The organism is Alicycliphilus sp. T452 (genome assembly GCF_054512775.1).
Genome location: NZ_JBTNEH010000017.1, coordinates 74,368 through 86,962 on the forward strand (window position 1 = coordinate 74,368; position 12,595 = coordinate 86,962).

Consider the following 12,595-nt stretch of genomic DNA (forward strand, 5'->3'; position numbering starts at 1 on the left):
ATGGCAAAGTTGACCAAGAAGCAAAAGGCCCTGCAGGGCAAGGTCGATAGCACCAAGCTGTACCCCTTCGCCGAAGCCGTCGCGCTGGTGAAGGAGGCTGCAACGGCCAAGTTCGACGAGTCCATCGACGTGGCGGTGCAGCTGGGCGTGGACGCCAAGAAGTCCGACCAGGTGGTGCGCGGCGCCGTGGTGCTGCCCAACGGAACGGGCAAGACCACCCGCGTGGCCGTTTTTGCCCAGGGCGCAAAGGCTGAAGAGGCCAAGGCTGCCGGTGCCGACGTGGTGGGCATGGACGACCTGGCCGCACAGGTCAAGGCTGGCGACATGCCGTTCGACGTGGTCATCGCAGCGCCCGACGCCATGCGCGTCGTGGGTACGCTGGGCCAGATACTGGGTCCGCGCGGCCTGATGCCGAATCCGAAGGTCGGCACGGTGACGCCCGACGTGGCCACCGCCGTGAAGAACGCAAAGGCGGGCCAGGTGCAGTTCCGCGTCGACAAGGCAGGCATCGTGCACACGACCATTGGTCGCCGCTCGTTTGCCGACGACAAGCTGCAGGGCAACCTGGCGGCCTTGATCGAAGCGCTGAACAAGGCCAAGCCTGCCACCAGCAAGGGTGTCTACCTGCGCAAGGTTGCGGTGTCGTCGACCATGGGCGTCGGTGTGCGCGTGGATACGCAATCCATCGCGGCGTAATTGCGAAATCTTGAGGCGCCCCGCAAGGGTGTCTCGGTGGTGGGCCGGCGCAGCGATGTGCCGGGCCATCCAAGACCGTTGGTGTGCAGATGGCTGCACTTAAATCCCCAGAGCCAACGCAGATGGCGATCCCGCTGAAGATGGAAAAGTTTTCCCGAAACAGTTGGTCGCTGCAAACCAAGAGCGCGCATGAAAGGATTCGTCCTGAATGCGCATATGAAGGAGTAGACCTTGAGTCTTAATCGCAGTGAGAAAGAAGCGGTCATCAATGAAGTGACCAGCCTCGCCGCTAAAGCTCAAACGCTCGTGATCGCGGAATACCGTGGCATCACGGTGGCCGACATGACCAAACTGCGCGTGGCAGCACGCAGCCAAGGCGTTTCCCTGAGTGTTCTGAAGAACACCCTGGCACGCCGTGCCGTGGCTGGCAGCGCGTTTGACGTGGTGGCCGACCAGATGACCGGTCCGCTGGTCTATGGCTTCTCCGAAGACGCTGTGGCCGCCGCCAAGGTGGTGGCCGATTTCGCGAAGACCAACGACAAGCTGGTCATTCGCGGCGGCGCTTTCGCGGGCAAGGCCCTGGACGTCAACGGCGTGAAGCAACTGGCCAACATCCCTTCCAAGGAAGTGCTGCTGGCCCAGCTGTGTGGCTTGCTGATGTCGCCGATCTCCCGCACCGCCGTGGTGCTGGGTGCCCTGGCGGCCAAAAAAGGCGAAGGCGAGGCTGTGGCCGCTTAAATGGCGAGCACACGGTTCGCATCCTCTTAAAACCAATTGTTAGGAAATCAAAATGGCATTCGATAAAGACGCATTCTTGACCGCTCTGGACAGCATGACGGTGATGGAACTCAATGACCTGGTGAAGGCCATTGAAGAGAAGTTCGGCGTGAGCGCTGCCGCCATGGCCGCTCCCGCTGCTGGCGGCGCTGCTGCCGGTGGTGCTGCTGCTGTCGAAGAGAAGACCGAGTTCAACGTGGTCCTGACCGAAGCCGGCGCCAACAAGGTTGCCGTGATCAAGGCCGTGCGCGAAATCACCGGCCTGGGCCTGAAGGAAGCCAAGGACCTGGTGGACGGCGCGCCCAAGAACGTCAAGGAAGGCATTGCCAAGGCCGATGCCGAGGCTGCCGTCAAGAAGCTGGTGGACGCCGGCGCCAAGGCCGAACTCAAGTAATCGGGTTTGTCCTTTCGGGCTGGAGGCCTTGCAAAAGGCCTCCAGCCTTTGGCGCTTTATGGGATTAGCGCTCCAGAGCGCACCAGCAAGCGGCCTTGTGGCTGCTTGCTAGTGTCTTCTGACCCATCCGACAGCGGAAGACGCCTTGGTTCGGGCGATGTGCAATGCATCGCCGTCCGCCATGGTTGGTAGTGGCCAACCGCCAAGCCCGCAAGTAGTTCCTTGTGGGGCAGTAGTCGTCGAAGACCCTATTCCATGTCTTTGCCCGGAGATCTCATGGCCCAAACATCCACGTACAGCTACACCGAACGCAAGCGGATTCGCAAGAGTTTTGGTAGCCGTGACAGCGTGCTTACAGTACCCTATCTGCTGCAGATGCAGCGGGATGCCTATACCGCATTCCTGCAGGCAGATACGCCCCCGCAGAAGCGCAGCACCGAAGGCCTGCAGGCCGCGTTCAACTCCGCGTTCCCCATCGTCTCCCACAACGGTTTCGTGGAGATGAAATTCGTCGAATACAACCTGGCCAAGCCTGCGTTCGACGTGCGCGAATGCCAGACCCGCGGCCTGACGTTCGCGTCTGCGGTGCGTGCCAAGGTGCAGTTGATCATCTATGACCGGGAATCGTCCACGTCCCAGTCCAAGGTGGTCAAGGAAGTGAAGGAGCAGGAGGTCTACATGGGCGAAGTGCCGCTCATGACCGACAAGGGTTCGTTCATCATCAACGGCACGGAGCGCGTGATCGTCTCGCAGCTGCACCGCTCGCCAGGCGTGTTCTTCGAGCACGACAAGGGCAAGACGCACAGCTCGGGCAAGCTGCTGTTCTCGGCGCGCATCATTCCCTACCGCGGCTCGTGGCTGGACTTCGAGTTCGACCCCAAGGACATCCTGTACTTCCGCGTGGACCGCCGCCGCAAGATGCCGGTCACGATCCTGCTCAAGGCCATCGGCCTGAACCCCGAGTCCATCCTGGCGAACTTCTTCGTCAACGACAACTTCCGCCTGATGGACAGCGGAGCGCAGATGGAGTTCGTGCCCGAGCGCCTGCGCGGTGAGGTCGCGCGCTTCGACATCACCGACAAGTCCGGCAAGGTGGTGGTCGCCAAGGACAAGCGCGTCACGGCGCGCCATACCCGCGAACTGGAACAATCGGGCACGACGCACATCAGCGTGCCGGAGGACTTCCTGCTGGGCCGCGTCGTTGCGCGCAACATCGTCGACCCCGACACGGGCGAGATCCTGGCCAAGGCCAACGAGGAACTGACGGAAGCACTGCTCAAGAAGCTGCGCTCGGCAGGCGTGCAGGAACTGCAGGCCATCTACACGAACGAACTCGACCAGGGCGCCTACATTTCCCAGACGCTGCGCATCGACGAGACCGCGGACGAGTTCGCCGCCCGCGTGGCCATCTACCGCATGATGCGCCCCGGCGAGCCGCCGACGGAAGACGCCGTGCAGGCCCTGTTCCAGCGCCTGTTCTACAACCCGGACACCTACGACCTGTCGCGCGTGGGCCGCATGAAGTTCAACGCCAAGGTCGGCCGCAGCGAAGCCACGGGCCCCATGGTGCTGGACAACGACGACATCCTGTCGGTGGTGAAGATCCTGGTCGATCTGCGCAACGGCAAGGGCGAGGTGGACGACATCGACCACCTGGGCAACCGCCGCGTGCGCTGCGTGGGCGAACTGGCCGAGAACCAGTACCGCACGGGCCTGGCGCGCATCGAAAAGGCCGTGAAGGAGCGCCTGGGCCAGGCCGAGCAAGAGCCCCTGATGCCGCACGACCTGATCAACTCCAAGCCGATCTCCGCGGCCCTGAAGGAGTTCTTCGGCGCCTCGCAGCTGTCGCAGTTCATGGACCAGACCAACCCGCTGGCCGAGATCACACACAAGCGCCGCGTCTCGGCCTTAGGGCCGGGCGGCCTGACGCGCGAGCGCGCGGGCTTCGAGGTGCGCGACGTGCACGTGACCCACTACGGCCGCGTGTGCCCGATCGAGACGCCGGAAGGCCCGAACATCGGCCTGATCAACTCCCTGGCCCTGTACGCGCGCCTGAACGAGTATGGCTTCATCGAGACGCCGTACCGCCGCGTGGTGGATGGCAAGGTGACGAGCGAGATCGACTACCTCTCGGCCATCGAAGAGGGCAAGTACATCATCGCCCAGGCCAACGCCACGCTGGACGAGGAAGGGCGCCTCACGGGCGACCTCGTGTCGGCGCGCGAACAGGGTGAGTCCACCCTGGTGTCCGCCGAACGCGTGCAGTACATGGACGTGTCGCCCGCGCAGATCGTGTCGGTGGCCGCATCGCTCGTGCCCTTCCTGGAGCACGACGACGCCAACCGCGCGCTGATGGGCGCCAACATGTCGCGCCAGGCCGTGCCCGTGCTGCGTCCCGAGAAGCCCATGGTGGGCACGGGTATCGAGCGCGTGGCGGCCGTGGACTCGGGCACCGTGGTGACGGCGCGCCGCGGCGGCGTGGTGGACTATGTGGATGCGACCCGCATCGTGGTCCGCGTCCATGATGCCGAGGCCGTGGCCGGCGAAGTGGGCGTGGACATCTACAACCTCATCAAGTACCAGCGTTCCAACCAGAACACGAACATCCACCAGCGCCCCATCGTCAAGCGCGGCGACGTGCTGGCCAAGGGCGACGTGATCGCCGACGGCGCCTCGACCGACCTGGGCGAGATCGCCATCGGCCAGAACATGCTGATCGCGTTCATGCCCTGGAACGGCTACAACTTCGAGGACTCGATCCTGATCAGCGAGCGCGTGGTGGCCGAAGACCGCTACACCTCGATCCACATCGAGGAACTGGTGGTAATGGCGCGCGACACCAAGCTGGGCGCCGAGGAAATCACGCGCGACATCCCGAACCTGTCGGAGCAGCAGCTCAACCGCCTGGACGAGTCCGGCATCATCTACGTGGGCGCCGAAGTGCAGCCCGGCGACACGCTGGTCGGCAAGGTCACGCCCAAGGGCGAGACCACGCTCACGCCCGAGGAAAAGCTCCTGCGCGCCATCTTCGGCGAGAAGGCTTCCGACGTGAAGGACACCTCGCTGCGCGTGGACCAGGGCTCGTCCGGCACCGTGATCGATGTGCAGGTCTTCACCCGTGAAGGCATCCAGCGCGACAAGCGCGCGCAGCAGATCATCGACGACGAGCTCAAGCGCTTCCGCCTGGACCTGAACGACCAACTGCGCATCGTCGAGGCCGACGCTTTCGACCGTATCGAGAAGCTGCTGGTGGGCAAGAAGGCCAATGGCGGCCCGCAGAAGCTGGCCAAGGGCACGACCATCGACAAGGAATACCTTGCCGGCGTGGAGAAATTCCACTGGTTCGACATCCGCCCCGCCGACGAGGCTGTGGCCGCGCAGCTCGAATCCATGAAGAACGCGATGGAGCAGACGCGCCACAGCTTCGACCTGGCATTCGAGGAAAAGCGCAAGAAACTCACGCAGGGCGACGAACTGCCCGCGGGCGTGCTCAAGATGGTCAAGGTGTACCTGGCCGTCAAGCGCCGCCTGCAGCCCGGCGACAAGATGGCCGGCCGCCACGGCAACAAGGGTGTGGTCTCCAAGATCACGCCCGTGGAAGACATGCCGCACATGGCCGATGGCACGCCGGTCGACATCGTTCTGAACCCGCTGGGCGTGCCCTCGCGCATGAACATCGGCCAGGTGCTGGAGGTCCACCTGGGCTGGGCCGGCAAGGGCCTGGGCCAGCGCCTCGGCGACATGCTGCGCGACCAGGCTGCGGCAGCCGAGCTGCGCAAGTTCCTCGAAGAGGTCTACAACTCGCGTGGCCGCAAGGAAGACCTGGGCCAGCTCTCGGACGACGAGATCCTGAGCATGGCCGCCAACCTCACGGGCGGCGTGCCCTACGCCTCGCCGGTGTTCGACGGCGCCTCCGAGGCAGAGATCAAGGACATGCTCAAGCTTGCCTACCCGGACGACATCAAGGAGCGCAAGGGCCTGACCGATACGCGTACCCAGGCCTGGCTGATCGACGGGCGCACGGGCGAGCGCTTCGAGCGCCCGACGACCATCGGCTACATGCACTACCTGAAGCTCCACCACCTGGTGGACGACAAGATGCACGCCCGCTCCACGGGCCCGTACTCGCTCGTCACGCAGCAGCCGCTGGGCGGCAAGGCCCAGTTCGGCGGACAGCGTTTCGGCGAGATGGAAGTGTGGGCGCTGGAAGCCTATGGCGCCGCCTACGTGCTGCAGGAAATGCTCACCGTCAAGTCCGACGACGTGCAGGGCCGTACCAAGGTGTACGAGAACATCGTCAAGGGCGAACACGCCATCGAAGCGGGCATGCCCGAGTCGTTCAACGTGCTGGTCAAGGAAATCCGTTCCCTGGGCCTGGACATCGAACTCGAGCGCTCTTAAATCAAAAAGGATAGGTTCACATGAAATCGCTACTCGACCTGTTCAAGCAATTCACGCCGGACGAGCATTTCGATGCCATCAAGATCGGCATGGCTTCGCCCGAGAAGATCCGCTCGTGGTCCTTCGGCGAGGTGAAGAAGCCCGAGACCATCAACTACCGCACGTTCAAGCCCGAGCGCGACGGCCTGTTCTGCGCCAAGATCTTCGGCCCCATCAAGGACTACGAATGCCTGTGCGGCAAGTACAAGCGCCTGAAGCACCGCGGCGTGATCTGCGAGAAGTGCGGCGTGGAAGTCACGCAGACCAAGGTGCGCCGCGAGCGCATGGGCCACATCGACCTGGCCGCGCCCTGCGCGCACATCTGGTTCTTGAAGAGCCTGCCCTCGCGCCTGGGCCTGGTGCTGGACATGACGCTGCGCGACATCGAGCGCGTGCTGTACTTCGAGGCCTATGTGGTCACCGACCCCGGCATGACGCCGCTGAAGAAGTTCAGCATCATGAGCGAGGACGACTACGACGCCAAGCGCAAGGAATACGGCGACGAGTTCATCGCCAAGATGGGCGCCGAGGGCATCAAGGAACTGCTCGAAGGCATCGACATCGAGATCGAGATCGAGAAGCTGCGCGGTGACCTGACCGGCTCCGAAGTCAAGGTCAAGAAGAACGCCAAGCGCCTGAAGGTGCTGGAGGCCTTCAAGAAGTCCGGCATCAAGCCCGAGTGGATGGTGCTCGACGTGCTGCCGGTGCTGCCGCCCGATCTGCGCCCGCTGGTGCCGCTCGATGGCGGGCGCTTCGCCACGTCGGACCTGAACGACCTGTACCGCCGCGTCATCAACCGCAACTCGCGCCTGCGCCGCCTCCTGGAGCTCAAGGCGCCCGAGATCATCGCGCGCAACGAAAAGCGGATGCTGCAGGAGGCCGTCGATTCGCTGCTGGACAATGGCCGCCGCGGCAAGGCGATGACGGGCGCCAACAAGCGCGCGCTCAAGTCGCTGGCCGACATGATCAAGGGCAAGAGCGGCCGCTTCCGCCAGAACCTGCTGGGCAAGCGCGTCGATTATTCGGGCCGCTCGGTCATCACCGTGGGCCCGACGCTCAAGCTGCACCAGTGCGGCCTGCCGAAGCTGATGGCGCTGGAGCTGTTCAAACCCTTCATCTTCTCGCGCCTGGAGGCCATGGGCATCGCCACGACCATCAAGGCCGCGAAGAAGGAAGTGGAAGCCGGCACGCCCGTGGTGTGGGATATCCTCGAAGAGGTCATCAAGGAGCATCCGGTCATGCTGAACCGCGCTCCCACGCTGCACCGCCTGGGCATCCAGGCGTTCGAGCCCATCCTGATCGAAGGCAAGGCCATCCAGCTGCACCCGCTGGTCTGCGCGGCCTTCAACGCCGACTTCGACGGCGACCAGATGGCCGTGCACGTGCCGCTGTCCGTCGAGGCGCAGCTCGAAGCCCGCACGCTGATGCTGGCATCGAACAACGTGCTGTTCCCGGCCTCGGGCGAGCCCTCCATCGTGCCCTCGCAGGACGTGGTGCTGGGCCTGTACCACGCCACCCGCGAGAAGATCAACGGCAAGGGCGAGGGCATGGTGTTCACCGACATCGCCGAGGTCCAGCGCGCTCTGGATGCGGGCGAGGTCGAACTGGCCACCAGGATCAACGTGCGACTGACCGAGTGGAACAAGGACAAGGCCACGGGTGAATTCGTTCCCGAGACCAAGCTGGTCGAGACCACCGCGGGCCGCGCGCTGCTGTCCGAGATCCTGCCCAAGGGCCTGGCCTTCTCCAACCTGAACAAGGCGCTGAAGAAGAAGGAAATCTCGCGCCTCATCAACGCCTCGTTCCGCAAGTGCGGCCTGAAGGAAACGGTGGTGTTCGCCGACAAGCTGCTGCAGAACGGCTTCCGCCTGGCCACGCGCGCGGGCATCTCGATCTGCGTGGACGACATGCTGGTGCCGCCGCAGAAGGCCGAGATCATCGGCCGCGCCGAGCGGGAGGTGAAGGAGATCGAGCAGCAGTACGTCTCGGGCCTGGTGACGGCCGGCGAGCGCTACAACAAGGTGGTGGACATCTGGGGCAAGGCCGGCGACGAAGTGTCCAAGGTCATGATGCAGCAGCTCGCCAAGCAGAAGACCACCGACCGCCACGGCAAGGAAGTGGACCAGGAGTCGTTCAACTCCATCTACATGATGGCCGACTCGGGCGCCCGCGGCAGCGCGGCGCAGATCCGCCAGCTGGCCGGCATGCGCGGCCTGATGGCCAAGCCCGACGGCTCCATCATCGAGACGCCCATCACCGCGAACTTCCGCGAGGGCCTGAACGTGCTGCAGTACTTCATCTCCACGCACGGCGCCCGCAAGGGCCTGGCCGACACGGCGCTGAAGACGGCCAACTCGGGTTATCTGACGCGCCGCCTGGTGGACGTGACCCAGGACCTGGTGGTGACCGAGGAGGACTGCGGCACCTCTAACGGTTCGCTGATGCGCGCCATCGTCGAGGGCGGCGAGGTCATCGAGTCGCTGCGCGAGCGCATCCTGGGCCGCGTCGCGGCCGAGGACGTGCTGCACCCCGAGACCCGCGCCGTGCTGGTGCCCGCCGGCCGCATGCTGGACGAGGACCTGATCGAGGAGCTGGAGAGCGCCGGCGTCGACGAGGTCAAGGTGCGCACCGCGCTGACCTGCGAGACGCGCTACGGCCTGTGCGCCAAGTGCTACGGCCGCGACCTGGGCCGCGGCGGCCTGATCAATCTCGGCGAGGCCGTGGGCGTGATCGCCGCCCAGTCCATCGGCGAGCCCGGCACGCAGCTGACCATGCGCACGTTCCACATCGGCGGCGCGGCATCGCGCGCGGCCGTGGCGTCCAGCGTCGAGGCCAAGAGCAACGGCGTCATCGGCTTCAACGCCACGATGCGCTACGTGACCAACACCAAGGGGGAACTGGTGGTGATTGCCCGCTCCGGCGAGGTCATCATCCAGGACGAGCATGGCCGCGAGCGCGAGCGCCACAAGGTGCCCTACGGCGCCACGCTGACGGTGAAGGCCGATCAGCAGATCAAGGCCGGCACCATCCTGGCCAACTGGGATCCGCTGACCCGCCCCATCATCACCGAGTTCGCCGGCACGGCCAAGTTCGAGAACGTCGAGGAAGGCCTGACGGTGGCCAAGCAGGTCGATGAGGTGACCGGCCTGTCCACGCTGGTGGTGATCGACCCCAAGCGCCGCGGTTCCGCCAAGGTGGTGCGTCCGCTGGTCAAGCTCATCGATGGCCATGGCCAGGAGGTGAAGATCCCCGGCACCGACCACTCGGTGACGATCGGCTTCCAGGTGGGTGCGCTGATCCAGGTGCGCGACGGCCAGGAAGTGGGCCCCGGCGAAGTGCTGGCGCGCATCCCCGTCGAAGGCCAGAAGACCCGCGACATCACGGGCGGTCTGCCGCGCGTGGCCGAGCTGTTCGAGGCCCGCAGCCCCAAGGACAAGGGCATGCTGGCCGAGATCACCGGCACCGTGTCGTTCGGCAAGGAGACCAAGGGCAAGGTGCGCCTGCAGATCACCGACCCGGATGGCAAGGTGTGGGACGAGCTCGTGCCCAAGGAGAAGAACGTGCTGGTGCACGAGGGCCAGGTTGTCAACAAGGGCGAGCTGATCGTGGATGGCCCGGCCGATCCGCAGGACATCCTGCGCCTGCTGGGCATCGAGGAGCTCTCGCGCTACATCGTCGATGAGGTGCAGGACGTGTACCGCCTGCAGGGCGTGAAGATCAACGACAAGCACATCGAGGTGATCGTTCGCCAGATGCTGCGCCGCGTCGTGGTCGAGAACCCCGGCGAGTCCAGCTACATCGCGGGCGAGCAGGTCGAGCGCTCGGAGATCCTCAACACCAACGAGCAGCTGCAGACCGAGGGCAAGATCCCCGCTACGTACACCAACGTGCTGCTGGGCATCACCAAGGCGTCGCTGTCCACCGACTCGTTCATCTCCGCCGCGTCGTTCCAGGAAACGACCCGCGTGCTCACCGAGGCTGCCATCATGGGCAAGCGCGACGAGCTGCGCGGCCTGAAGGAGAACGTCATCGTCGGCCGCCTGATCCCCGCCGGTACGGGCCTGGCCTACCACCAGGCGCGCAAGGTCAAGGACGCCATGGACGAGGCCGAGCGCCGCGCCATCGCCGAGGCCGAGGCCGCCGAGCTGGCCAGCGCGGGTGCCGAGGGCGCGGCCGCCGAGATCGACGGCAGCGTCGACACGGCGGATTAAGCCGCCAGCCCCGCACCTCCCATGCGGGCACTGAACGCTCCCGGCTTGCCAGTCAGGCAGGCCGGGAGTTTCTTTTTTGTCTTGCTGCAAGGGGCGAGCCAGCCGCCCCGGTCGTGAACATGTGGACCACCTGGATTCTTCTGGCGCTGCTGCTGTTCTGGGCGGTGGGCGCCTACAACCGGCTCATCCGCCTGCGGTCGGCCGCCATGCAGGCCTTCGGCGGCCTGGACGCGCACATGCTGCGCTGGATGGCCTTGCTGGGGGAGTACGAGGTATCGCGCGCGGCGTCCACCGATACCCAGGGCGCTGCGCTGCCCGTGGGGCAGGACGATGCCCACGCAGCCCTGTGGGCCGCCGCGACCCAGCTGGGCGCCTCGCTGGCCGTGGCGCGCGCACGGCCGCTGGACGCGGATGCCGCGGCCGCGCTGTCGGCCGCGGCGCAGGTGCTCGAGACGGCCTGGCAGACCGTCGTGCGCGAGGCCGCGCAGACCAGCGAGGGCGTTGCCCCGCCCGCGCTGGCGCCCTGGGTGCAGCGGCGCGAGCAGGTCGCGCTGCAAAGCGATGCGGCGCGGCGCCAGTTCAATGACGCGGTGCTCCTGTACAACCATGCCGTGGCCCAGTTCCCGGCCAGCCTGTTGGCCTGGCTGTTCGGCCTGAAGAAGGGGCGCACGCTGTGAACACGCACCCCCATCATTCCCCGGGCGCGGCATCGGCAGCGCTGTACAGGCTGCTTGATGCGACCGCCACGGCGCTGCAGGCCATATGTGCCGGGCAGTCGGGCACGGCGGCGCTGGCCGCCACCGATGCCGCCCTGCGCCCTGCGGTGCAGGCGCTGCTGTTCCAGGTGCTGCGCAACCTGGGCCGTGCCCAGGCGCTGCGCCGCCTTCTGGCGCCGCGCAAGCCCCCGCCGCGCGTGGATGCCCTGCTGTGCACGGCGCTGGCGCTGGCCTGGGAACCCGAGGCGGCGCCCTACGAACCGTTCACGCTGGTCAACCAGGCGGTGGAGGCCGCCAAGCGCAACCCGGCGATGCGCGGCAGCGCCGCGTTCATCAATGCCTGCCTGCGGCGCTTCCTGCGCGAGCGCGAGGCGTTGGTGGCCGCCACACAGGGCGACGAGGTCGCTGTCTGGAACCACCCCGCCTGGTGGATACAGCGCCTGCGCCGCGACCATCCCCAGTGCTGGCAGCAGATACTGCAGGCTAACAACGCGCCCGCGCCCATGGTCCTCAGGATTTCAAGGCAAAAAAGCACTCCAGCGCTTTACCAGCAAGCGCTTACAGCTATCAATATTGAATCTTCCGCAATGGGCGACTGGGGCGTGGTGCTGGCCCGCCCCGTGCCGGTACAGCAGCTGCCCGGGTTCGACGAGGGCGTGGTGTCGGTGCAGGACGCGGCCGCGCAAATGGCGGCGCCGCTGCTGCTGGACGGGCTGGATGCGGGCAAGTCGCTGCGCCTGCTCGACGCCTGCGCCGCGCCCGGCGGCAAGACGGCGCACCTGCTCGAATGGGCGGCCGCGCTGCAGGCGCCCTGGCAGGTCACGGCGCTGGAGGTGGACGCGGCCCGTGCCGAACGCATCCACGACAACCTGCGCCGCCTGGGGCTGAGCGCCCAGGTGCTGGTGGCCGACGTCGGCACGCCCGAGGCCTGGTGGCAGCAGGCCAGCGGCGGCGAGCCCTTCGACGCCATCTTGCTGGACGCGCCCTGCACGGCGTCGGGCATCGTGCGCCGCCATCCGGACGTGCGCTGGCTGCGCCGCGAGAGCGACGTGGCGCAGCTGGCCGCGCTGCAGGCGCGCCTGCTGGCCGCGCTGTGGCCGCTGCTCAGGCCCGGCGGGCGCCTGCTGTACTGCACCTGCTCGGTGTTCCGCGCGGAAGGGGATGCGCAGATCCAGGCGTTTCTTGCACACAACACCGATGCGCATTTGCAGCCGTCTGCGGGCCACTTATTCCCCGGTAGCCCGGACAAGCGTGGTGCGCTCCGGGACAATGGGCCGGGTGAGCACGACGGTTTCTTTTACGCATTGCTGCAAAAAGCCGCCTGAGCGGCCGTGGCACCCCCGATTGCACTGGAGGCACTG

The 12,595-nt window shown here is 65.9% G+C and carries 7 protein-coding genes; all 7 read left to right on the forward strand.

From position 1 onward, the window contains the following. Positions 1-696, forward strand: a complete 696-nt coding sequence (gene rplA, locus ACX12L_RS15585; RefSeq protein WP_459263420.1) for a 50S ribosomal protein L1 — start codon at positions 1-3, stop codon at positions 694-696. 231 nt (positions 697-927) lie between these two features. After that, entirely contained in the window at positions 928-1,434 is a 507-nt protein-coding gene (gene rplJ / locus ACX12L_RS15590) for a 50S ribosomal protein L10 (RefSeq protein WP_459263421.1), read from the forward strand. Positions 1,435-1,486: 52 nt separating this feature from the next. Further along, entirely contained in the window at positions 1,487-1,867 is a 381-nt protein-coding gene (gene rplL / locus ACX12L_RS15595) for a 50S ribosomal protein L7/L12 (protein ID WP_459263422.1), read from the forward strand. Between the two features lie 276 nt (positions 1,868-2,143). Next, positions 2,144-6,268, forward strand: a complete 4,125-nt coding sequence (gene rpoB / locus ACX12L_RS15600; RefSeq protein WP_459263423.1) for a DNA-directed RNA polymerase subunit beta — start codon at positions 2,144-2,146, stop codon at positions 6,266-6,268. A 20-nt stretch (positions 6,269-6,288) separates the two neighbouring features. Continuing rightward, the gene (gene rpoC / locus ACX12L_RS15605) at positions 6,289-10,518 is read left to right on the forward strand and encodes a DNA-directed RNA polymerase subunit beta' (RefSeq protein ID WP_459263424.1); all 4,230 of its coding nucleotides are present in this window, start codon (positions 6,289-6,291) and stop codon (positions 10,516-10,518) included. Between the two features lie 119 nt (positions 10,519-10,637). Then, positions 10,638-11,195: a LemA family protein gene (locus ACX12L_RS15610; RefSeq protein ID WP_459263451.1), complete on the forward strand. Its 558-nt coding sequence runs from the start codon at positions 10,638-10,640 to the stop codon at positions 11,193-11,195. Further along, positions 11,192-12,559 carry a 16S rRNA (cytosine(967)-C(5))-methyltransferase RsmB gene (gene rsmB, locus ACX12L_RS15615; RefSeq protein WP_459263425.1) on the forward strand — a complete coding sequence of 456 codons (1,368 nt, stop codon included), beginning with the start codon at positions 11,192-11,194 and terminating at the stop codon, positions 12,557-12,559. The genes ACX12L_RS15610 and rsmB overlap by 4 nt, the downstream gene beginning before the upstream one ends. Positions 12,560-12,595 lie beyond the last annotated feature (36 nt).